This window comes from Paenibacillus alba, from assembly GCF_013204855.1.
Classification (GTDB): domain Bacteria; phylum Bacillota; class Bacilli; order Paenibacillales; family NBRC-103111; genus Paenibacillus_E; species Paenibacillus_E alba.
Window position 1 is genome coordinate 12,323 of record NZ_JABMKZ010000041.1, and the last position, 20,905, is coordinate 33,227.

At 44.0% G+C, this 20,905-nt stretch carries 30 protein-coding genes; all 30 read right to left on the reverse strand.

The annotated features are described in order from the left end of the window. Positions 1-3: 3 nt before the first annotated feature. Complete coding sequence (gene map, locus HQN90_RS31840; protein WP_173226633.1) at positions 4-756, reverse strand: type I methionyl aminopeptidase; 753 nt, start codon at positions 754-756, stop codon at positions 4-6. Next, positions 756-1,406, reverse strand: a complete 651-nt coding sequence (locus HQN90_RS31845; RefSeq protein ID WP_079417983.1) for an adenylate kinase — start codon at positions 1,404-1,406, stop codon at positions 756-758. The genes map and HQN90_RS31845 overlap by 1 nt, the downstream gene beginning before the upstream one ends. An 85-nt stretch (positions 1,407-1,491) precedes the next feature. Next, a complete protein-coding gene (secY, locus tag HQN90_RS31850; protein ID WP_079417987.1) occupies positions 1,492-2,796 on the reverse strand; it encodes a preprotein translocase subunit SecY in 1,305 nt (434 codons plus the stop codon). Further along, positions 2,796-3,236, reverse strand: coding sequence for a 50S ribosomal protein L15 (gene rplO / locus HQN90_RS31855; RefSeq protein WP_079417990.1), 441 nt, complete (start codon positions 3,234-3,236; stop codon positions 2,796-2,798). The genes secY and rplO overlap by 1 nt, the downstream gene beginning before the upstream one ends. A 35-nt stretch (positions 3,237-3,271) precedes the next feature. Continuing rightward, a complete protein-coding gene (gene rpmD, locus HQN90_RS31860; protein ID WP_079417994.1) occupies positions 3,272-3,460 on the reverse strand; it encodes a 50S ribosomal protein L30 in 189 nt (62 codons plus the stop codon). Between the two features lie 11 nt (positions 3,461-3,471). Next, on the reverse strand, positions 3,472-3,969 hold the full coding sequence (rpsE, locus tag HQN90_RS31865) for a 30S ribosomal protein S5 (protein ID WP_029196451.1): 498 nt from the start codon (positions 3,967-3,969) through the stop codon (positions 3,472-3,474). Between the two features lie 28 nt (positions 3,970-3,997). After that, positions 3,998-4,366 carry a 50S ribosomal protein L18 gene (gene rplR / locus HQN90_RS31870; RefSeq protein ID WP_079417997.1) on the reverse strand — a complete coding sequence of 123 codons (369 nt, stop codon included), beginning with the start codon at positions 4,364-4,366 and terminating at the stop codon, positions 3,998-4,000. Positions 4,367-4,467: 101 nt separating this feature from the next. Then, positions 4,468-5,010: a 50S ribosomal protein L6 gene (gene rplF / locus HQN90_RS31875; RefSeq protein WP_047683181.1), complete on the reverse strand. Its 543-nt coding sequence runs from the start codon at positions 5,008-5,010 to the stop codon at positions 4,468-4,470. Positions 5,011-5,039: 29 nt separating this feature from the next. After that, on the reverse strand, positions 5,040-5,438 hold the full coding sequence (gene rpsH, locus HQN90_RS31880) for a 30S ribosomal protein S8 (RefSeq protein ID WP_056834171.1): 399 nt from the start codon (positions 5,436-5,438) through the stop codon (positions 5,040-5,042). Positions 5,439-5,471: 33 nt separating this feature from the next. Next, positions 5,472-5,657 (reverse strand): type Z 30S ribosomal protein S14, encoded by a 186-nt coding sequence (locus HQN90_RS31885; RefSeq protein ID WP_029196455.1) that lies wholly within the window; start codon positions 5,655-5,657, stop codon positions 5,472-5,474. A gap of 36 nt (positions 5,658-5,693) precedes the next feature. Further along, the gene (gene rplE / locus HQN90_RS31890) at positions 5,694-6,236 is read right to left on the reverse strand and encodes a 50S ribosomal protein L5 (protein ID WP_079418003.1); all 543 of its coding nucleotides are present in this window, start codon (positions 6,234-6,236) and stop codon (positions 5,694-5,696) included. 33 nt (positions 6,237-6,269) lie between these two features. After that, a complete protein-coding gene (gene rplX, locus HQN90_RS31895; RefSeq protein ID WP_079418006.1) occupies positions 6,270-6,623 on the reverse strand; it encodes a 50S ribosomal protein L24 in 354 nt (117 codons plus the stop codon). A gap of 55 nt (positions 6,624-6,678) precedes the next feature. Beyond that, positions 6,679-7,047, reverse strand: coding sequence for a 50S ribosomal protein L14 (rplN, locus tag HQN90_RS31900; RefSeq protein ID WP_028557485.1), 369 nt, complete (start codon positions 7,045-7,047; stop codon positions 6,679-6,681). A 35-nt stretch (positions 7,048-7,082) separates the two neighbouring features. Further along, positions 7,083-7,346 carry a 30S ribosomal protein S17 gene (gene rpsQ, locus HQN90_RS31905; protein ID WP_079418009.1) on the reverse strand — a complete coding sequence of 88 codons (264 nt, stop codon included), beginning with the start codon at positions 7,344-7,346 and terminating at the stop codon, positions 7,083-7,085. Positions 7,347-7,373: 27 nt separating this feature from the next. After that, the gene (gene rpmC, locus HQN90_RS31910; protein WP_028557487.1) at positions 7,374-7,571 is read right to left on the reverse strand and encodes a 50S ribosomal protein L29; all 198 of its coding nucleotides are present in this window, start codon (positions 7,569-7,571) and stop codon (positions 7,374-7,376) included. Next, positions 7,561-7,995: a 50S ribosomal protein L16 gene (gene rplP, locus HQN90_RS31915; RefSeq protein WP_029196459.1), complete on the reverse strand. Its 435-nt coding sequence runs from the start codon at positions 7,993-7,995 to the stop codon at positions 7,561-7,563. Before rplP ends, rpmC begins: the two co-directional genes overlap by 11 nt. Before the next feature lie 3 nt (positions 7,996-7,998). After that, positions 7,999-8,661: a 30S ribosomal protein S3 gene (rpsC, locus tag HQN90_RS31920; protein ID WP_079418013.1), complete on the reverse strand. Its 663-nt coding sequence runs from the start codon at positions 8,659-8,661 to the stop codon at positions 7,999-8,001. 13 nt (positions 8,662-8,674) lie between these two features. Continuing rightward, positions 8,675-9,007 (reverse strand): 50S ribosomal protein L22, encoded by a 333-nt coding sequence (rplV, locus tag HQN90_RS31925; RefSeq protein WP_028557490.1) that lies wholly within the window; start codon positions 9,005-9,007, stop codon positions 8,675-8,677. Between the two features lie 30 nt (positions 9,008-9,037). Further along, positions 9,038-9,316, reverse strand: coding sequence for a 30S ribosomal protein S19 (gene rpsS / locus HQN90_RS31930; protein WP_029196461.1), 279 nt, complete (start codon positions 9,314-9,316; stop codon positions 9,038-9,040). Between the two features lie 39 nt (positions 9,317-9,355). Next, positions 9,356-10,186 (reverse strand): 50S ribosomal protein L2, encoded by an 831-nt coding sequence (gene rplB / locus HQN90_RS31935; protein WP_173226635.1) that lies wholly within the window; start codon positions 10,184-10,186, stop codon positions 9,356-9,358. A gap of 32 nt (positions 10,187-10,218) precedes the next feature. Continuing rightward, the gene (gene rplW / locus HQN90_RS31940) at positions 10,219-10,509 is read right to left on the reverse strand and encodes a 50S ribosomal protein L23 (RefSeq protein ID WP_028557493.1); all 291 of its coding nucleotides are present in this window, start codon (positions 10,507-10,509) and stop codon (positions 10,219-10,221) included. After that, positions 10,506-11,132, reverse strand: coding sequence for a 50S ribosomal protein L4 (gene rplD, locus HQN90_RS31945; protein WP_079418020.1), 627 nt, complete (start codon positions 11,130-11,132; stop codon positions 10,506-10,508). Before rplD ends, rplW begins: the two co-directional genes overlap by 4 nt. 16 nt (positions 11,133-11,148) lie before the next feature. After that, positions 11,149-11,772, reverse strand: coding sequence for a 50S ribosomal protein L3 (gene rplC / locus HQN90_RS31950; protein WP_029196463.1), 624 nt, complete (start codon positions 11,770-11,772; stop codon positions 11,149-11,151). A gap of 46 nt (positions 11,773-11,818) precedes the next feature. Next, positions 11,819-12,127, reverse strand: coding sequence for a 30S ribosomal protein S10 (rpsJ, locus tag HQN90_RS31955; RefSeq protein WP_028557496.1), 309 nt, complete (start codon positions 12,125-12,127; stop codon positions 11,819-11,821). A 239-nt stretch (positions 12,128-12,366) separates the two neighbouring features. Continuing rightward, a complete protein-coding gene (gene tuf, locus HQN90_RS31960; RefSeq protein WP_028557497.1) occupies positions 12,367-13,557 on the reverse strand; it encodes an elongation factor Tu in 1,191 nt (396 codons plus the stop codon). 39 nt (positions 13,558-13,596) lie between these two features. Further along, positions 13,597-15,672 carry an elongation factor G gene (gene fusA, locus HQN90_RS31965; protein WP_173226637.1) on the reverse strand — a complete coding sequence of 692 codons (2,076 nt, stop codon included), beginning with the start codon at positions 15,670-15,672 and terminating at the stop codon, positions 13,597-13,599. 39 nt (positions 15,673-15,711) lie between these two features. Then, on the reverse strand, positions 15,712-16,182 hold the full coding sequence (gene rpsG / locus HQN90_RS31970) for a 30S ribosomal protein S7 (RefSeq protein WP_047683198.1): 471 nt from the start codon (positions 16,180-16,182) through the stop codon (positions 15,712-15,714). 44 nt (positions 16,183-16,226) lie between these two features. After that, positions 16,227-16,646, reverse strand: a complete 420-nt coding sequence (gene rpsL, locus HQN90_RS31975; protein WP_028557500.1) for a 30S ribosomal protein S12 — start codon at positions 16,644-16,646, stop codon at positions 16,227-16,229. A gap of 161 nt (positions 16,647-16,807) precedes the next feature. After that, positions 16,808-17,059, reverse strand: a complete 252-nt coding sequence (locus HQN90_RS31980) for a ribosomal L7Ae/L30e/S12e/Gadd45 family protein (RefSeq protein WP_079418027.1) — start codon at positions 17,057-17,059, stop codon at positions 16,808-16,810. Positions 17,060-17,246: 187 nt separating this feature from the next. After that, positions 17,247-20,867, reverse strand: coding sequence for a DNA-directed RNA polymerase subunit beta' (rpoC, locus tag HQN90_RS31985; RefSeq protein ID WP_173226639.1), 3,621 nt, complete (start codon positions 20,865-20,867; stop codon positions 17,247-17,249). Between the last annotated feature and the right edge of the window lie 38 nt (positions 20,868-20,905).

The window sequence follows — 20,905 nt, forward strand, 5'->3', positions numbered from 1 at the left end:
CACCTACGATCTAGGCAAAGTTAATATTTCATAACCGGCTGCCGTAATTGCAATCGTATGTTCAAAATGAGCACACAGCGTACGATCCGAAGTGACTACAGTCCAATCGTCTTCGAGTGTTTGGACATATCTTTCGCCAACGACCACCATCGGTTCAATGGCTAGGACCATGCCTGGTTTGAGACGAGGACCTTTGTCTGGAACACCGTAATTCGGAATTTGTGGTTCTTCGTGAAGATCCGTTCCGATACCGTGACCGACATACTCTATAACCACGGAGAAGCCTGCGTCTTCAATACAAGTTTGGATTGCATGCGACAACGTGTAGAGTCTAGTATCCGGTTTAGCTTCTGCTATGCCTCGATAGAGTGATTCTTCTGTCACAGCTAACAAACGTTTGGCTGTTTCGGAAATCTCACCGACAGGATATGTCCAAGCAGAATCTCCATGATAACCTTTATACTGAGCACCAATATCAATACTAATGATATCGCCCTCAGCCAGCTTTCTTGGACCAGGAATACCATGAACTAATTCTTCGTTGACTGAAGCACAAATGCTTCCAGGAAAACCGTTATAGCCTTTGAAAGATGGAATCGCTCCCTGACTGCGAATGAATTCCTCTGCGATCTGATCAAGTTCTTTCGTTGTAATGTTCGGACGAATCGCCCTTGCCAATAAGCGGTGCGTTTCGGCTACGATACGACCAGCTTCTCGCATTAGGTCTAGTTCAACCTCGGACTTACAAATGATCATTACGCTAGACCTCGTAGCAGTGAGCTAATTTGTTCGGTTACCGCATGAATGTCTTGTTCCCCGTTAACCTCACGCAATAATTCCCTCTTTTGGTAGTAATCCAGCAGCGGAGCCGTTTTGTTGATATACTCATCCAAACGTGTTCCAACTTTCTCTTCCGTATCATCAGATCGTTGGTACAACTCACCTGAACATTTATCGCATACGCCTTCTTGCTTTGGTGGGTTGAAGATTACATGATACGTAGCACCACAGGATTTACAAATTCTTCGGCCGGTTAGTCGAGCAAGCAAGAAACTGCGATCAACGGAAAGATTAATAACGATCTCAATCTTCTTACCCAATGATTCAACGATTTCAGATAATGCATCTGCTTGAGCAACAGTTCTAGGGAACCCGTCAAGCAAGAAACCTTTGTCGCAATCCGGTTGAGCAAGTCGCTCTCTCACAATACCATTCGTGATTTCATCAGGAACCAGAAGTCCCTTATCCACATAACCTTTGGCTTCAACACCAAGTGGTGTTCCTTGGCTCATCGCCAAGCGAAATGCATCTCCAGTTGAAATATGAGGAATTTGAAATTCACTTACGATTTTCTCAGCCTGCGTACCTTTGCCTGCACCAGGAGGCCCCATAAAAATTACGTTCAACTTTATAACCTCCCATCGCACTCGGCATTACGAACAGCACAATAGGTGCCGATGTCGCATAACTTGCCCCATCAGAACCTATTAGCTATTTATTGATAAACCCTTTGTAATGCCGCTTAATCAATTGGCTCTCGATTTGTTTCATTGTCTCAAGACCAACGCCTACTACGATAAGTAAAGATGTACCACCAATCCGAACCGAACTAGGCAAACCTGCAAGTCCTCCAAACAACATGGGAAGAATCGAGATTGCTGAGAGAAACAGAGCTCCAGAAAGAGTAATTCTAGTCATTACACGAGTCAGATAAACGGAAGTTGTCTTCCCGGGTCTAATACCTGGAATGTAGCCACCATTTTTCTTCATCTGATCAGCCATTTGAACTGGATTAATTTGAACGAAGGTATAAAAGTAGGTGAAGCCAATAATCAACAGTACATACAATACAATCGCTAAAGGTGCAGTTTGGTTAATACTCAAGTTATTAATGATCCACTCTGCAACAACATTCCCTCTCCAATAACTTGCGATAGTAGGAGGAAACATCAACAACGATAGTGCAAAGATAACTGGGATTACGCCAGCAGCATTCACTTTAAGTGGAATGTGCGTCGTTTGACCACCGTACATTTTACGACCAACTACGCGTTTGGCATATTGAACAGGTATCTTGCGAACACCTTGTTGAACAAATATGACTCCGGCAATAATCAGTATGACAACCAAAGCAATAATGATCAGTTTCACGATGTTCAGGAACAAAGCTCCTTCGGTCGCAAACAGTGATTTGTAAATTTGCTGTATGCTTGTAGGAATCGCCGCGACGATACCTGCAAAGATGATAATGGAAATACCGTTGCCAATCCCGTACTCCGTGATTTGCTCACCAAGCCACATCAAGAAGGCTGTACCAGCTGTCAGTATTATAGCAATCATGGCAAAAGTAGTGAAGCCCGGATCAATCACGAGTCCGCTGTAAAGACGGTTAAACCCGATGGAAAGACCAAAAGCTTGAATCACACCTAGCACAATCGTACCGTACCGAGTAACCTGTGTCATCTTCTTTCTTCCGACATCTCCTTCTTTTGCCCATTGCGCAAAGCGCGGGATAACATCCATGGACAAAAGCTGAACAATGATGGAAGCCGTAATGTAAGGCATAATTCCCATCGCGAAGATGGAGAATTGGAAGAGCGCACCGCCGGAAAACGTGTTAAGCAAACCAAAGACATCGCTCTGATTCGCTTGATCTTGAAGTTTCAGAACATCAGTGTTAATGTTCGGCACCGGAATGAACGCGCCTAAGCGGTAGACGATAAGCAAAATGAGCGTGAATAAAATTCTTCTCCGTAAATCTTCTACCTTGAAGATGTTGGCTATGGTACTGAACATTAAATCACCTCGGTTTGACCGCCGACAGCTTGGATTTTCTCAATCGCTGATTGAGAGAACTTATTCGCTTTAACGGTTAATTTTACTGTGATTTCACCGTTTCCTAAAATCTTGATGCCGTCTTTAGGAGCTTTAACAATACCAGCCTCCATTAGAACTTCTGGAGTAACTTCAGTACCAGCTGCGAAATTGTTCAAATCTTCAAGGTTCACAATTGCGTATTCCGTACGGAAACGGTTCGTGAAACCACGTTTAGGTAAACGACGGTATAACGGGTTTTGTCCACCCTCGAATCCAGGACGAACGCCTCCACCGGAACGTGCGTTTTGACCCTTGTGTCCGCGAGTTGATGTTTTACCCATGCCGCTACTAGTACCACGTCCAACACGTTTACGAGTTTTACGGGAACCAATAGCAGAACTTAGCTCATGTAACTTCATCGTTGCACACCTCCTCTAGATCTTAATATGTGTTACTATGCTTCGATTTCTTTAACTTCTACCAAATGGCTTACTTGATTAACCATGCCTCTGATTGCAGCATTATCTTGATGAAGAACAGTTTGGTGCAGCTTGCGCAGACCAAGTGTTTTCACAGTAACGCGTTGCGTTTCAGGGCGGCCAATCAGGCTGCGTTTTAGGGTAATTTGTAATTGTTTCGCCATGTTTACCCCTCCTAACCTAATAGCTCTTGAACTGTTTTTCCACGAAGCTTTGCAACTTCTTCCGCTTTTTTCAAACGGCTTAAGCCTTCAAGCGTTGCGTTAACCATGTTCATGGAGTTCGATGAACCCAGGGATTTTGTCAAGATATCGCCGATACCAGCAAGTTCAAGTACTGCACGAACTGGTCCGCCTGCGATAACTCCTGTACCTTGGGAAGCTGGTTTCAACAGAACACGTCCTGCACCAAACTTACCTGTTACAAGGTGAGGAATCGAAGTGCCTACGATTGGAACATGAATCAAGTTCTTTTTCGCATCTTCAATGCCTTTGCGGATTGCATCAGGAACTTCGGAAGCTTTACCGATTCCTGCGCCAACCCAGCCATTGCCATCGCCAACGACAACAAGTGCGCTGAAGCTGAAACGACGTCCGCCTTTTACTACTTTAGCTACGCGATTAATATTAACGACTTTTTCTGTTAGCTCTAAAGTATTAGGATCTACACGCAAGTCTTTTACCTCCTTATATATGTTTTTCCTAGAATTCTAGTCCAGCTTCACGAGCTGCATCAGCTAATGCTTGAACACGTCCATGATAAAGGTATCCACCGCGGTCAAAAACCACTTTGTCAAAACCTTTAGCTTTCGCGCGCTCAGCGATTAATGCGCCAACTTTACGAGCAGCTTCTACGTTACCACCGTTACCAATATCACTTTTCAGATCTTTATCTTGAGTCGATGCCGAAGCGATTGTTACACCCGTTGTATCATCGATCAATTGAGCGTACATGTGTTTGGAAGAACGGAAAATGTTTAAGCGCGGACGAACAGTTGTACCTTCAATTTTCTTACGAACACGAAGGTGTCTTTTCAGACGTGCTTTGTTTTTATCGCTTTTAGTAATCATCTATACTTACACTCCTTTCATCATCTTATGATGCGAGGCTTATGCTTACGTAGCAAGCTCTCTCGAGAGAACTTTTAGCTATTACTCGCGATCTTACGATCTTATTTCTTCTTACCTGCTTTACCTTCTTTACGAAGGATGCGCTCGCCTTCATACTTGATCCCTTTACCTTTATACGGCTCTGGTTCACGTACGGAACGAACTTTTGCTGCCATAGCGCCTACTAATTCTTTATCAATACCTTTAACGATAATTTTCGTGTTCGTTGGAACATCGAATTCAATACCGTTCTCAGGAGTGATTTCAACTGGATGGGAGTAACCAACGTTGAGAACCAGCTTGTCACCGCTTTTGTTTGCACGGTAACCTACGCCTACTAGATCCAAAGATTTCGTGAAGCCTTCCGTTACGCCACTTACCATGTTGGCAACAACACTACGTGTTGTACCATGCAGGGAACGGTGGAGTTTGTTATCGGAAGGACGCTCAACGGAAATCTCGTTTTCTAGAACATTTACTTTCATATCTTTATGAAGTTCACGGGATAAAGAACCTTTAGGGCCTTTAACCGTAATTTGAGTATTGTCTAGTGTTACATTTACACCACTTGGAATGGTGATTGGCTTACGACCAATACGAGACATGTTTGCACCTCCATTCAATTACAATTGTATTACCAAACGTAGCAGATAACCTCTCCGCCAGCTTTGGATTGACGAGCATCTTTATCCGTCATAACTCCTTTAGATGTGGAGATGATGGCAATCCCTAATCCGCCCAATACACGAGGGACTTCTTGTGATTTTGTATAAACGCGTAGACCTGGTTTACTAATTCTTTTCAAACCAGAGATAACACGCTCATTGTTTGAACCGTATTTCAGGAACAAACGAATGATACCTTGTTTGCTATCTTCAACGTACTCAGCATCACGGATAAATCCTTCTTTTTTAAGGATTTCAGCGATTTCCCTCTTCACTTTTGACGCAGGAATTTCAACTGTTTCATGACGTACGATATTCGCATTACGAATGCGAGTTAGCATATCTGCAATTGGATCTGACATGACCATTTTGTGTAAACCTCCTTCCCGAAAATAGGGTGATTACCAGCTTGCTTTTTTAACGCCAGGAATCTGACCTTTATGTGCTAATTCGCGGAAACAAATCCGACAAATTTTGAACTTGCGAAGCACTGAATGCGGACGTCCGCAGCGCTCACAACGTGTGTATGCTTGCACTTTAAACTTCGGGGTACGTTGCTGTTTGACTTTCATCGAAGTTTTTGCCACTTAATATAACACCTCCTGATAGGTACGACTGGTGACCTATTTTACGAATGGTGCTCCGAGTTGTGTTAAAAGCTCGCGAGCTTCCTCGTCAGACTTAGCCGTCGTTACGATAACAATATCCATACCACGAACTTTATCAATTTTATCATACTCAATTTCAGGGAAAATGAGTTGTTCTTTCAGACCAAGTGTGTAGTTTCCACGGCCATCAAAAGCCTTGTTGGAAATACCACGGAAGTCACGTACACGTGGAAGTGATACGTTGAAAAGTTTATCCAAGAAATGATACATGCGCTCGCCGCGAAGTGTTACTTTCACGCCGATTGGCATATTCTCACGAAGTTTGAAACCCGCGATAGCTTTTTTGGATTTAGTTACAACTGGTTTTTGACCAGCAATTTTTTGAAGATCTTCTACTGCAGTGTCAAGTACTTTGGAGTTCGAAACAGCCTCACCAACACCCATGTTGATAACGATTTTCTCGACTTTAGGAACTTGCATTACTGTTGAGTAGTTAAATTTTTGGATTAACGCTGGAGTAATTTCGTTCAAATAACGATCTTTCATTCTTACTGCCATGACTCATTTGCCTCCTTTCCATGCTTGTTTGTATTAATCGATAACTTCGCCGGATTTTTTCGCGATGCGAACTTTCGTTCCGTTATCCAATACTTTGTAACCTACGCGAGTAGGCTTGCCGCTCTTAGGATCAATCAGCATCACGTTGGAAACGTGGATTGCCGCTTCTTGATTTAAGATACCGCCTTGTGGGTTTTGTTGGGATGGTTTCGCATGTTTCTTAACCATGTTCACACCTTCAACAAGTACACGGTTTTGACGAGGATAAGCAGCGATAACGCGACCCTTTTTACCTTTGTCTTTACCTGTGATCACAAAAACCGTATCGTCCTTTTTCACGTGCAGTTTATTGTTATGAGATTCTAATCTCTTTTTTAATCTTGGCATTAGCTTCTACACCTCCTGAGGTTTCCCGTAAGGAAAACAAACATCGTAACTGTTCTTAGATAACTTCTGGAGCCAAGGATACGATCTTCATGAAGTCTCTGTCACGAAGTTCGCGCGCAACTGGTCCAAAGATACGTGTACCACGTGGGCTTTTATCTTCTTTCACGATAACAGCCGCATTCTCATCAAATGAGATATATGAACCGTCTTTACGACGAGCTCCGCTCTTCGTACGAACGATAACTGCTTTAACAACGTCACCTTTTTTGACAACGCCACCTGGTGTTGCTTCTTTTACTGAACAGACGATCAAATCACCAATGTGACCAACGCGACGACCAGTACCACCCAAAACGCGGATACACATTAATTGTTTCGCACCTGAGTTGTCAGCGACAGCCAAACGAGTAAATGGTTGAATCATCGTATTCCCTCCTTTCGAGGTTCATGTCTATAATATTAGATAACAACTGCAACTTCAATTACTTCAACCAGTCTCCAGCTTTTATCTTTGGACAATGGTCTAGTTTCACTGATTTTCACAGTGTCACCAATTTTAGCTTGGTTGTTTTCATCATGTGCTTTAAACTTTTTCGTATGCTTGATTCTCTTGTGATAGAGATCATGTTTTTTGTAAGTTTCGACAGCAACAACAATGGTTTTATCCATTTTATCGCTGACAACTTTACCGATCAGGACTTTACGATCGTTACGTTCAGCCATCTAAGGAACCCTCCCTTCTAGATTTGGTTACCCAATCCCCAATTCTCTTTCACGCAAAATAGTCTTGGCACGAGCGATCTCTTTACGCAAATCACGAATTTGAGTCGGGTTGTCCAATTGACCAGTAGCTAGTTGAAAACGGAGGTTAAAGAGTTCTTCTTTAAAACCATTAACTTTTTGCTCAATTTCAGCAGTGGTTAAGTTCCGGAATTCACTACCCTTCATTTGCTTCACCGCCTACTTCTTCTCTTTTCACGAATTTCGTTTTGATTGGAAGCTTGTGAGCAGCAAGACGCATCGCTTCACGAGCGACCTCTTCACTTACACCAGCAAGTTCAAACAAAATTTTACCCGGTTTAACTACAGCAACCCATTTTTCCACGTTACCTTTACCACTACCCATACGAACTTCGAGCGGTTTTTGTGTAACTGGTTTAGCTGGGAAGATTTTAATCCAAACTTTACCGCCACGTTTGATGTAACGTGTCATGGCAATACGTGCTGCTTCGATTTGACGGTTGGAAACCCAAGCCGGTTCTACCGCTTGCAGACCATATTCGCCAAAAGCTACTTCCGTACCGCCTTTAGCGCGACCCTTCATGTTACCGCGGTGTTCTTTACGGTGTTTTACACGTTTAGGTACTAACATGATTTAAATTCCTCCTTCCGGCTGAGCCTTTTTCTTAGCTGGCGGAAGTACTTCTCCACGATAAATCCATACTTTTACACCGATACGTCCATAAGTAGTGGCTGCTTCAGCAGTACCATAGTCGATATCCGCACGAAGCGTATGAAGTGGAACAGTTCCTTCGCTATATCCTTCCGTACGAGCAATCTCAGCACCGCCAAGACGTCCGCTAGTTGCTACTTTAATACCTTTAGCTCCGGATCTCATTGTTCTTTGCATAGCTTGTTTCATCGCACGACGGAAAGAAACACGACGTTCCAATTGAAGTGCAACAGCTTCAGCTACTAGAATAGCATCAAGGTCAGGGCTTTTGATTTCAGAAATGTTGATGTGAACTTTTTTATTGGACATAGCAGCGATGTAGTTGCGAATAACTTCAACTTCAGCTCCGCCTTTACCAATAACCATTCCTGGTTTTGCAGTATGAATCGTAACGTTCACACGGTTAGCCGCGCGCTCGATATCGAATCGGGAAACTGCGGAATCTTTAAGTTTATTCTTCAAGTATTCGCGGATTTTGACATCTTCAAGCAACAGAGTTCCGAAATCTTTCTCTGCGAACCATTTGGACTCCCAATCACGAATAATACCAATTCTAAAGCCTACCGGGTTTACTTTCTGACCCACACGTTATCCCTCCTTATTTTTCAGATACCACGATTGTGATGTGGCTGGTACGTTTTTTGATCGCGCTAGCACGGCCCATTGCACGTTGTTGGAACCTTTTCATTGTTGGTCCTTGGTTAACAAACGTCTCAGAAACCACTAGTTTATTAGGATCTAATGAATAGTTATGCTCTGCATTGGCAATTGCGGAATTCAATAGTTTCTCCAGAATTGGAGAAGCTGCTTTAGGCGTATGACGCAGAATCGCGATCGCTTCACCTACCGCTTTTCCCCGAATCAAGTCAACAACTAGCTTTGCTTTACGAGGAGCAATCCGAGCGTGGTTCAATATTGCTTTAGCTTGCATGGTAGTACCTCCTCTCGGTTAAAAATGAAATTAACGTTTTCCGGTTTTTTTATCGTCGTCGTGACCTTTGTAAGTACGTGTTGGAGCAAATTCACCAAGCTTATGTCCAACCATATCTTCTGTTACATAAACAGGCACGTGTTTTCTTCCATCGTACACTCCGAAAGTGTGACCAACGAATTGCGGGTAAATCGTAGAACGACGGGACCACGTTTTGATAACCAGTTTTTTACTGGATGTGTTCAAGTCTTCTACTTTTTTCAGTAAGTATCCATCAATAAATGGACCTTTCTTTAAGCTGCGACCCATGGGTGTTCCTCCCTTCCTTGAACCTTAAGAGAATTCATATTACTTCGTACGGCGACGTACAATGTATTTATCGGATGCTTTACCTTTTTTACGAGTTTTGAAACCAAGCGTCGGTTTACCCCATGGAGACATAGGTGATTTACGTCCGATTGGTGCGCGTCCTTCACCACCACCGTGTGGGTGATCATTCGGGTTCATTACGACCCCACGAACTTGTGGACGATTGCCTTTCCAACGATTACGTCCTGCTTTACCGATTTTCACGAGTTCGTGATCTTCGTTACCAACAGAACCGATTGTTGCGCGGCAAACTTTAAGTACTTTACGAACTTCACCGGATGAAAGGCGAATCGTTACGTAAGTTTCTTCTTTACCAAGCAATTGAGCTTCTGTACCAGCAGCGCGCACTAATTGCGCACCTTTACCAGGTTTCAACTCAATGTTGTGGATAACTGTACCAACTGGAATGTTTTCCAATGGAAGAGCGTTACCGATTTTGATATCGGATTGTGGTCCGGATACGATGCGATCGTCCACTTTAAGACCTTTAGGAGCGATGATGTATCTTTTCTCACCATCTGCATAATGAATCAATGCGATGTTTGCGGAACGGTTAGGATCGTACTCAACTGTAGCAACGCGTCCTGGTATTCCATCTTTAGTACGTTTGAAATCGATAATACGGTATTTACGTTTGTGTCCACCACCATGGTGACGAACCGTAATTTTACCTTGGTTATTACGACCAGCATGCTTGAACAGAGGAGCAAGCAAGGATTTCTCCGGTGTTGATGTTGTGATTTCTTCAAAAGTAGAAACCGACATCGCACGTCGTGCTGGTGAGGTTGGTTTATATTTTTTAATTGGCACTCTGATTTCCTCCTAACTTTAAGAAATGGGGTTTATACCGATTCAAAGAATTCCAATTCTTTGCTTTCTGCGCTCAAGGACACGATAGCTTTCTTCCAGATGGAAGTGTAGCCGGAGTGTTTGCCATAGCGTTTAGGCTTAGCTGGCATTCTCAATGTGTTTACATTTGTAACTTTTACTTTGAAGATTGCTTCAATAGCTTGTTTAATTTCTGTTTTGTTAGCGCGAAGATCCACTTCAAAAACATACTTTTTGTTAGCCATTAGGTCGCTTGTACGCTCAGTGATGATCGGGCGCTTGATAATGTCGCGTGGATTTTTCATTGTGCAAGCACCTCCTCAACTTTCTGTACAGCTTCTTGTGTAATGATCAATTTGTCATACAACATGACATCAAGAACATTCACACCATTAGCAGCAACGAATTTCACACCTGGGATATTGCGAGCAGATAAAGCAACGTTGGAGTCGTTAGCAACGCCTACAACCAATACTTTACGATCTACTTTCAGGTTGTTCAAGATTGCTACGAATTCTTTCGTCTTAGGAGCATTCAATTCAAGTTGATCCAGAACGATCAAGTTGTTATCGATAAGTTTCGAGGACAAAGCGGATTTGATCGCTAAGCGACGAACTTTTCTAGGCAATTTGAAACCATAGCTGCGAGGAGTTGGTCCGAATACGGTACCGCCGCCTTTCCACTGTGGAGCACGAATACTACCTTGACGAGCACGGCCTGTTCCTTTTTGTTTCCAAGGTTTGCGACCGCCGCCGCGTACTTCCGAACGACCTTTAGTTTTGTGAGTTCCTTGACGCACAGCTGCTTGTTGCAAAAGAACAGCTTCGTGGATCGCATGAACGTGAGGTTCAATTCCGAAAACAACATCAGACAGTTCAACTTCTCCTACCTGAGCACCTGTTACATTATATAAAGCTACTTTTGGCATCTGTCTTCCTCCTTTCTTACTTTTTCACAGCAGACTTCACGCTAACGTAGCTGTTTTTAGGACCCGGAATGGAACCTTTAACTAGCAACACATTACGCTCAGCATCTACTTTAATGATTTGCAGGTTTTGCAAAGTTACTGTTTCGTTACCCATGTGCCCTGGCAATTTCTTACCTTTAGGAACGCGGTTTGCTTGAATGGAACCCATCGAACCTGGTCCGCGGTGATAACGTGATCCGTGTGCCATAGGGCCCGTGGATTGGTTATGTCTTTTGATGTTACCTTGGAAACCTTTACCTTTGGAAGTACCCGTTACATCAACGAATTCGCCCTCTGTAAACAGATCTGCTTTCAGCTCTTGACCAACTTCATAGTCACCCAACTGAATGCCACGAATTTCTTTAACGTAGCGCTTAGGCGTTGCCCCTGCTTTTTTCGCATGGCCAAGCTCTGGTTTAATGATTCTGCTAGCTTTCACATCATCAAAACCGATTTGGATTGACTCATATCCGTCGTTATCCACATCTTTCTTTTGCAGTACCACACATGGTCCCGCTTGAATGACAGTTACCGGAACTACATTACCCTCCGGAGTAAACAACTGTGTCATCCCAAGTTTTTTTCCTAAGATACCTTTCATCGTTGACACCTCATTTCCTTCCTAAACGTTCAATTCTATAGTAGTTTTACAGTTTGATCTCGATGTCAACGCCAGACGGTAAGTCTAAACGCATCAGAGCATCAACTGTTTGTGGTGTAGGATTCACAATATCGATTAGACGCTTATGCGTACGCATTTCGAATTGCTCACGCGAATCCTTGTACTTGTGTACCGCACGAAGAATCGTGATGATTTGCTTCTCTGTCGGAAGCGGAATCGGACCGGATACACCTGCACCGGAACGCTTGGCAGTTTCCACGATTTTCTCAGCTGATTGATCAATGATTCTGTGATCATAAGCTTTCAAACGGATACGAATTTTTTGCTTTGCCATATAAGTCCCTCCTTCTATCGCCCAATTTAGTATCGGACATACTCCGTGAAAATTCTCCAACAACCATCCCCATGGCAAAGGGGCCAGGTGTGTCGGCAACCTTTCACATCATCGCAACGTCACAGACCAACGTTTTATATTATATAAAATTTGAAAAGGAATTGCAAGCGAAAGTTTAGGCATTCGCATAAAAAAACACCCACCGCCAAAACGATGAGTGTTTCTTCTATAAAAAGGTATTATTTTTGAATTGTAGCAACCGCGCCCGCACCAACTGTACGTCCGCCTTCACGAATCGCGAAGCGTGTTCCTTCTTCGATTGCGATTGGGTTGATCAGTTCAACTGTAACTGTGATGTTATCACCTGGCATAACCATCTCAGTACCTTCTGGAAGGGAGATGATACCTGTTACGTCAGTTGTACGGAAGTAGAACTGTGGACGGTAACCAGTGAAGAAAGGCTTATGACGGCCACCCTCTTCTTTAGTTAGAACGTAGATTTGAGCTGTGAAGTTCGTGTGTGGTTTAACTGAACCTGGTTTCGCAAGAACTTGTCCACGCTCGATGTCTTTACGGTCAACACCACGAAGCAATGCTCCGATGTTGTCCCCAGCTTGAGCGGAATCAAGCAATTTACGGAACATCTCTACACCAGTTACGATGCATTTACGAGTTTCTTCAGCGATACCAACGATTTCAACTTCTTCTTGTACTTTAACAGTACCACGCTCAACACGACCAGTTGCAACTGTTCCACGACCAGTGATTGAGAATACATCCTCAACCGGCATAAGGAACGGTTTGTCAGTTTGACGCTCAGGAGTTGGGATATAAGTATCAACTTGTTCGAACAACTCGATGATTTTGTCAGCCCAAGGACCATCTGGGTTTTGAAGAGCTTCACGAGCTGCTCCACGGATGATTGGAGTATCATCGCCTGGGAACTCATATTCGTTAAGAAGGTCGCGAACTTCCATCTCAACCAATTCAAGCAACTCTTCGTCTTCAACCATATCACATTTGTTAAGGAATACTACGATGTAAGGTACGCCTACTTGACGGGAAAGAAGGATGTGCTCACGAGTTTGCGGCATAGGGCCGTCAGCTGCGGATACAACCAGGATCGCTCCGTCCATTTGTGCTGCACCAGTAATCATGTTCTTAACATAGTCGGCATGTCCAGGACAGTCAACGTGTGCGTAGTGACGATTAGGTGTTTCGTACTCAACGTGAGCTGTGGAGATTGTGATACCGCGCTCGCGCTCTTCTGGTGCTTTATCGATTTGGTCGAAAGCTACTGCTGCTCCACCGTATCTTTTGGACAATACAGTAGTGATTGCAGCTGTTAAAGTTGTTTTACCATGGTCGACGTGACCGATAGTACCGATGTTAACATGCGGTTTGTTACGTTCAAATTTAGCCTTTGCCATTTTAAACGATTCCTCCTTAGAGTGACTATTAGTTTTATATTAAGCGCCTTTGCCTTTTGCAATAATTTCTTCTGCAATGGACTTAGGTACTTCTTCATAATGCGAAAGTTCCATGGAGTAAACACCACGGCCTTGTGTTCTCGAACGAAGTGTTGTGGAATAACCAAACATTTCGGAAAGAGGTACCTTAGCACGGATGACTTGCGCTCCATGACGGCTGTCCATACCTTCGATACGTCCACGACGGGAGTTAAGGTCACCCATAACATCGCCCATGTACTCTTCTGGTACAGTAACTTCAACCTTCATGATTGGCTCAAGAAGAACCGGTTTACATTTTTCTTTTGCTGCTTTAAGAGCCATGGATCCCGCAATTTTGAACGCCATTTCATTGGAGTCAACATCATGGTATGATCCATCAACAACAGTAGCTTTGATATCCACGAGCGGGAATCCTGCGATTACACCGTTTTTCATGGACTCTTCGATACCAGCTTGAATAGGTGCGATATATTCTCTAGGAATAGATCCCCCTACTACCTTGTTCTCGAAGATGAAACCAGTGCCAGCTTCTTGAGGTTCAAACTCAACCCAACAATGTCCGTATTGACCACGACCACCGGATTGACGAACGAATTTACCCTCAACTTTAGCAGCAGCACGGAATGTTTCACGGTATGCTACTTGAGGTTTACCTACATTCGTTTCTACTTTGAATTCACGAAGCATACGGTCAACGAGGATTTCAAGGTGAAGCTCACCCATACCCGCGATGATCGTTTGTCCTGTTTCTTCATCTGTAGAAGCACGGAACGTAGGATCTTCTTCTGCAAGCTTTTGCAATGCGATACCCATTTTATCTTGGTCGGCTTTCGTTTTCGGCTCAACAGCAAGCTGGATAACCGGTTCAGGAAAGACCATTTTCTCAAGGATAACAGGGTTCTTCTCATCACAAAGTGTATCACCAGTTGTTGTATCTTTCAAGCCAACAGCCGCGGCAATATCACCTGCGTATACGATGCTGATTTCTTGACGTGAGTTCGCATGCATTTGCAGAATACGACCAACACGCTCACGTTTGCCTTTAGTTGCGTTAACAACATAGGAACCGGAGTTCAATGTACCAGAGTATACACGGAAGAAGGTAAGACGACCAACGAAAGGATCTGTCATGATTTTGAATGCAAGTGCTGAGAACGGTTGATCATCAGCAGACTTACGAATCACTTCAGTACCATCGTCAAGTACACCTTTAATATCAGGTACATCAAGTGGGGATGGCAGGTAGTTGATAACTGCATCCAACATCAATTGAACACCTTTGTTTCTGTAAGAAGACCCTACGATAACTGGGAAGATTTTCACTTCACAGACACCTTTACGTAGCGCTCCTTTGATCTCATCAACAGTAAGCTCTTCACCTTCGAGATATTTCATTGTAAGCTCTTCATCAAGCTCAGCAACTTTCTCGATCAGTTCCAATCTTAATTCTGCAACTTGATCTTTGAACTCAGCAGGAATTTCAACTTTCTCGATATCCTTGCCAAGATCGTCTTTGTACATATACGCCACTTCTTCAACTAAATCGATGATTCCTTTGAATTCATTCTCAGCACCGATCGGAAGTTGAATAGCAACTGCATTTGCACCAAGCTTTAGACGCATGGATTCAACAACTTGCAAGAAGTCTGCACCGATGATATCCATTTTATTTACGTATGCGATACGTGGAACGTTGTATTTATCAGCTTGTCTCCAAACTGTTTCCGATTGAGGCTCAACGCCCTCTTTCGCACTAAATACACCAACTGCTCCATCCAACACACGAAGGGAACGCTCTACCTCAACAGTAAAGTCAACGTGTCCCGGGGTATCAATGATATTGATGCGGTGACCTTCCCATTGCGCAGTCGTAGCGGCGGAAGTAATCGTGATTCCGCGCTCTTGTTCCTGTTCCATCCAGTCCATCGTAGCTGCACCTTCGTGCACTTCTCCGATTTTGTGAACTTTACCAGTGTAGTAAAGAATACGCTCTGTTGTTGTCGTTTTACCAGCATCGATATGAGCCATGATCCCGATATTACGTGTGTTTTTTAAGGAGAACTCTCTAGCCATAGGTCGTTATGTCTCCTTTCTGAAATTAATTTTCTTATTCTACCAACGATAATGAGCGAATGCTTTGTTAGCTTCAGCCATTTTGTGCGTATCTTCACGTTTCTTAACGGAAGAACCTGTGCTGTTGCTAGCATCGATAATTTCGTAAGCCAATCTTTCTTCCATCGTCTTCTCACCGCGTAGGCGGGAGTAGTTGACCAACCAACGCAAGCCTAATGTCGAACGACGATCAGGTCTTACTTCGATAGGCACTTGATAGTTCGCTCCACCAACACGGCGAGCTTTGACTTCAAGTACTGGCATAATGTTTTTGATAGCTGCTTCGAACACTTCCATTGGCTCTTTACCTGTACGATCTTTCACGAGGTTAAAAGCATTGTATAAAATGGACTGTGCTACCCCTCTTTTTCCATCAATCATGATACGATTGATAAGACGAGTGACAAGTTTGCTATTATAAATTGGATCTGGCAATACGTCTCTGCGAGTAACTGGACCTTTACGAGGCATAGTTATCCCCCTTTCTTATAAGAATCATCCCTGATTATTATCTCTTATTTTTTAACTTTCGGACGTTTCGTACCGTATTTGGAACGGGATTGCTTACGGTTGTTAACACCGGAAGTATCCAGCGCGCCACGCACGATGTGATAACGTACCCCTGGAAGATCTTTAATTCTACCTCCACGGATCAATACAACACTGTGTTCTTGCAGGTTGTGACCGATACCTGGAATGTAAGCTGTCACCTCTACGCGGTTCGTTAAACGAACACGTGCATATTTACGAAGTGCGGAGTTAGGCTTCTTAGGAGTCATAGTACCTACACGCGTGCAGACACCACGTTTTTGAGGTGCACTCAAATCCGTTGCTTCTCTTTTCAAAGCGTTAAAACCTTTTTGCAAAGCTGGTGATTTAGATTTATCCACCTTCGCTTGACGACCTTTACGTACTAGTTGGTTAATTGTTGGCATATCGCCACCTCCTCCCTACATTCATAACATGATGTTCTCTTGCAAGCCCACAGATCCAGGCGAGTCATAAATGAGCAAATAGAAAGTCCTTGCCATGGACAGCTGCAAAAGTCATGAAAACTTATGTATGCTAAGCCCACTAACAAAAACGTCATTAGCGTTTATTCATTTACAACAGCTGCTACCGCAGCTCCAACTTCAATTCCACATGCTTTACCTAGCATCTTCATAGAATCTACGTAGGTTACAGGTATTCCCTTCTGCGTACAGAGGGCTACCAGTTTTATCGTCAATCGCGGATCTGCATCTTTGGAAACAAATACTTCGACAGCTTGATCTTGCTCCACTATCTTCGTGACTTTCTTAGTACCTACACGTATATTCTTCGCCTGTTTGACTTTATCATAAGACATAAGGCACCCCCTTCAAAGAAAGGAAAGAATATCAACTTAGGCACACTACGATATATTAGCACTTTGAACTTCGAGTGTCAAGGAATAACTTCTCTTCCCCATCAACAATCTCATAGTTTCATATGAAAAATGAAAAGGGATCGCTCACTTCATTCAAAGTGAGCATCCCTCTCTCATTATATCGTCTTTATTCGACTGCGACCGTTTCTTTCTCAAGGTCCTCATCTTGCACGACAACTTCGTTAGGATCCGTAATACGGATGTTCCGGTAACGAGGCATACCTGTACCTGCAGGAATGAGCTTCCCGATAATAACGTTCTCCTTAAGACCAAGCAATTGGTCAACCTTGCCTTTGATCGCGGCATCTGTCAAGACACGTGTAGTCTCTTGGAAGGATGCTGCAGATAGGAAGGAATCTGTCTCAAGGGACGCCTTCGTAATACCGAGCAAGATTGGTCTTGCTACAGCCGGCTCGTTGCCAGCGAACAAGGCTACTTTGTTAGCTGCTTCGTATTCATGAATGTCTACGAAGGAACCTGGAAGAAGCGTTGTATCTCCAGCGTCAACGATACGGATTTTCCGCAACATTTGACGAACCATAACTTCGATATGCTTATCGTTAATTTCTACCCCTTGGTTACGATAGACGCGTTGAACCTCTTGCAGAATGTAGTTCTGCACGCCGCGGATACCTTTAATACGAAGCATCTCTTTCGGATCGATAGATCCGTCAGTCAACTCATCTCCAGCTTCCACTTGTTGATTCAATGAAACACGAACACGTGAACCGTAAGGAACTGCATATACTTTGGATTCCGCTTCGCCTTGGACTTCAATCTCACGACGGTCCTTCGCTTCACGGATCTCTTTGACGGTACCATCAATCTCGGAAATGATCGCTTGACCTTTCGGATTCCGAGCTTCGAAGAGCTCTTGAATACGCGGCAAACCTTGCGTAATATCGTCTCCGGCAACACCACCGGTATGGAATGTACGCATCGTCAGCTGTGTTCCTGGCTCACCGATGGATTGTGCAGCAATAATACCAACAGCCTCACCAACCTCAACGAATTGGCCAGTAGCCAAGTTGCGGCCGTAACATTTTTTGCATACACCATGATTCGTGCGGCAGCTAAGAACGGAACGAATTTGCAATTTCTCGATGCCAGCTTCGATAATCGTGTCTGCAATACCGGACTCGATGAGTTCATTGCGTTGAACAATAACTTCACCTGTTTTCGGATGACGAAGCGTTTCATACGCATAGCGCCCTTCAATACGGTCGTAAAGATCTTCAATAACCTCTTTACCGTCTTGAATTTTGCTAACCATGAAGCCTTTGTCTGTTCCGCAATCATCTTCACGTACGATTACGTCTTGTGCTACGTCAACGAGACGACGAGTCAAGTAACCGGAATCGGCAGTACGCAGGGCTGTATCGGCAAGACCTTTACGCGCTCCGTGCGTGGAGATAAAGTACTCCAAGATCGTTAAGCCTTCACGGAAGTTTGATTTAATCGGCAACTCCATAATTTTACCGGATGGATTCGCCATCAAACCACGCATACCGCCAAGCTGTGTAATCTGGGATTTGTTACCCCGTGCTTTGGATTCAACCATCATGCTGATGGAGTTGTACTTATCTAGGGATTTCATCAAGATATCTGTGATTTCATCCTTCGCTTTACTCCAGATCGCAATGACACGGTCATAACGCTCTTCATCCGTAATCAAACCACGACGGTATTGATTCGTAACTACGCGTACTTTCTCTTCGCAATCCTTGAGGATAGCTACTTTTTCAGTTGGAACTACAACGTCAGAGACAGCTACGGTAATACCCGCTTTCGTGGAATACGTGAATCCAAGCTCTTTGATTTTATCAAGGATCATCGACGTTTGTGTCGTGTGGTATTTACGGAAACACTCAGCAATAATAGAACCGAGATATTCTTTACCTACCGCTTTGTTCTCTTCGCGTTCCAACATAATGGCTCTGAGATCAGCACCTTTTTCAAAAACAAAGTGAGCATCAGGGATACCATTGAGCAAATTCGTTTTGGTTGGCTCATTAATGAACGGGAAATCGCTAGGGAAGATCTCATTCATAATAATTTTACCAATTGTTGTGATTAGAATTGCATTTTGTTGCTTCTCAGTGAAGCTAACTTTGTTCAAAGCTTTTGCAGGAATGGCAACACGTGCGTGCAGCGCCATTTTGCCCGATTGGTAAGAAGAAACCGCTTCGTGAACAGTTCTGATAATAGAACCTGCACCTTTAGCGAATTTGTTGTCTGTTGTCAAATAGAAGCTTCCCAGAACCATATCCTGTGAAGGCGTAACAACCGGCTTACCATCTTTCGGATTCAAAATGTTGCCTGACGCAAGCATCAGCAAACGAGCTTCAGCTTGAGCTTCAGAGGACAATGGTACGTGAACGGCCATTTGGTCACCGTCGAAGTCAGCATTGTAAGCTGTACAAACGAGCGGATGGAGCTTAATGGCGCGGCCTTCAACCAGAATCGGTTCGAAAGCTTGAATACCAAGTCTATGCAGCGTAGGGGCACGGTTCAGCAGAACCGGGTGCTCCTTGATTACTTCTTCTAGAACATCCCATACATCCGGGCTTACGCGTTCTACTTTGCGTTTCGCACTTTTGATGTTGTGAGCCAAACCTTTATTCACAAGCTCTTTCATAACGAAAGGCTTGAACAATTCAAGTGCCATTTCCTTCGGAAGACCACATTGGTACATCTTCAGGTTAGGACCTACAACGATAACGGAACGTCCGGAGTAATCGACACGTTTACCGAGCAAGTTTTGACGGAAACGGCCTTGTTTACCTTTCAGCATATGGCTGAGGGATTTCAAAGGACGGTTACCAGGTCCTGTAACAGGGCGGCCGCGACGACCGTTATCAATAAGCGCATCGACCGCTTCTTGAAGCATCCGTTTCTCATTTTGAACAATGATATCCGGAGCCCCTAGGTCGAGCAATCTTTTGAGACGGTTGTTACGGTTGATAACACGACGGTACAAATCATTCAAGTCGGAAGTCGCGAAACGACCGCCGTCGAGCTGTACCATCGGGCGAAGCTCAGGAGGGATAACCGGAAGTACATCCAGAATCATCCAGCCAGGCAGGTTTTTGGAGTTACGGAAAGCTTCCATAACTTCCAATCGCTTAATCGCACGATTACGGCGTTGACCTTGCGCTGTTTTGAGTTCTTCTTTAAGCGTATCTACTTCACGTTCGATATCGATGTCGACCAATAATTTCTTAACGGCCTCAGCACCCATACCAGCTTGGAAAGCATACCCGTACTTCTCACGGTAACTGCGGTATTCTTTCTCGGAAAGCAGCTGCTTTTTCTCCAAAGGCGTATCACCTGGATCCGTAACAACATAGGAAGCGAAGTAGATAATTTCCTCCAAGGATCTTGGAGACATATCCAGCGCAAGCCCCATGCGGCTCGGAATACCTTTGAAGTACCAAATGTGAGATACCGGAGCAGCAAGTTCAATATGACCCATGCGCTCACGACGTACCTTCTGGCGTGTTACTTCAACGCCACAACGGTCACAAACGACGCCTTTATAGCGAACACGTTTGTATTTACCGCAATGACATTCCCAATCTTTCGTAGGCCCGAAGATCTTTTCGCAGAAAAGACCTTCTTTCTCAGGCTTTAAGGTTCTGTAGTTAATCGTTTCCGGCTTCTTTACTTCCCCACGGGACCAAGAGCGAATTTTATCGGGTGATGCCAAGCCGATTTTCATAAACTCGAAGTTGTTAACGTCCATCAAGGAGCAACCCTCCTTTAAGAATTTAAACCCACTATGCA

Coding starts and splice junctions, on each gene's coding strand:
- rplP (WP_029196459.1), bottom strand. CDS start 7,995: ATGTTAGTACCTAAACGTGTAAAACACCGTAAAGAACACCGCGGTAAC.
- rplN (WP_028557485.1), bottom strand. CDS start 7,047: ATGATTCAACCATTTACTCGTTTGGCTGTCGCTGACAACTCAGGTGCG.
- rplC (WP_029196463.1), bottom strand. CDS start 11,772: ATGAAAGGTATCTTAGGAAAAAAACTTGGGATGACACAGTTGTTTACT.
- fusA (WP_173226637.1), bottom strand. CDS start 15,672: ATGGCTAGAGAGTTCTCCTTAAAAAACACACGTAATATCGGGATCATG.
- HQN90_RS31980 (WP_079418027.1), bottom strand. CDS start 17,059: ATGTCTTATGATAAAGTCAAACAGGCGAAGAATATACGTGTAGGTACT.
- rpsG (WP_047683198.1), bottom strand. CDS start 16,182: ATGCCTCGTAAAGGTCCAGTTACTCGCAGAGACGTATTGCCAGATCCA.
- rplF (WP_047683181.1), bottom strand. CDS start 5,010: ATGTCTCGTATTGGTCGTAAGCCAATCACCATTCCAAGTGGTGTAAAT.
- rpsS (WP_029196461.1), bottom strand. CDS start 9,316: ATGGGTCGCAGCTTAAAGAAAGGTCCATTTATTGATGGATACTTACTG.
- rplV (WP_028557490.1), bottom strand. CDS start 9,007: ATGCAAGCTAAAGCAATATTGAACCACGCTCGGATTGCTCCTCGTAAA.
- tuf (WP_028557497.1), bottom strand. CDS start 13,557: ATGGCAAAGGCTAAATTTGAACGTAACAAACCGCATGTTAACATCGGT.
- secY (WP_079417987.1), bottom strand. CDS start 2,796: ATGTTCAGTACCATAGCCAACATCTTCAAGGTAGAAGATTTACGGAGA.
- rpsJ (WP_028557496.1), bottom strand. CDS start 12,127: ATGGCAAAGCAAAAAATTCGTATCCGTTTGAAAGCTTATGATCACAGA.
- rplX (WP_079418006.1), bottom strand. CDS start 6,623: ATGCCAAGATTAAAAAAGAGATTAGAATCTCATAACAATAAACTGCAC.
- rpmD (WP_079417994.1), bottom strand. CDS start 3,460: ATGGCGAAACAATTACAAATTACCCTAAAACGCAGCCTGATTGGCCGC.
- rplE (WP_079418003.1), bottom strand. CDS start 6,236: ATGGCAGTAAGAATGAAAGATCGTTATTTGAACGAAATTACTCCAGCG.
- rplD (WP_079418020.1), bottom strand. CDS start 11,132: ATGCCAAAAGTAGCTTTATATAATGTAACAGGTGCTCAGGTAGGAGAA.
- rplO (WP_079417990.1), bottom strand. CDS start 3,236: ATGAAGTTACATGAGCTAAGTTCTGCTATTGGTTCCCGTAAAACTCGT.
- map (WP_173226633.1), bottom strand. CDS start 756: ATGATCATTTGTAAGTCCGAGGTTGAACTAGACCTAATGCGAGAAGCT.
- rpsL (WP_028557500.1), bottom strand. CDS start 16,646: ATGCCAACAATTAACCAACTAGTACGTAAAGGTCGTCAAGCGAAGGTG.
- rpmC (WP_028557487.1), bottom strand. CDS start 7,571: ATGAAGGGTAGTGAATTCCGGAACTTAACCACTGCTGAAATTGAGCAA.
- rplR (WP_079417997.1), bottom strand. CDS start 4,366: ATGATTACTAAAAGCGATAAAAACAAAGCACGTCTGAAAAGACACCTT.
- rpsH (WP_056834171.1), bottom strand. CDS start 5,438: ATGGTCATGTCAGATCCAATTGCAGATATGCTAACTCGCATTCGTAAT.
- rpsQ (WP_079418009.1), bottom strand. CDS start 7,346: ATGGCTGAACGTAACGATCGTAAAGTCCTGATCGGTAAAGTTGTCAGC.
- rplW (WP_028557493.1), bottom strand. CDS start 10,509: ATGAAAAATCCACGCGACATTATCAAGCGCCCGATCATCACTGAGCGT.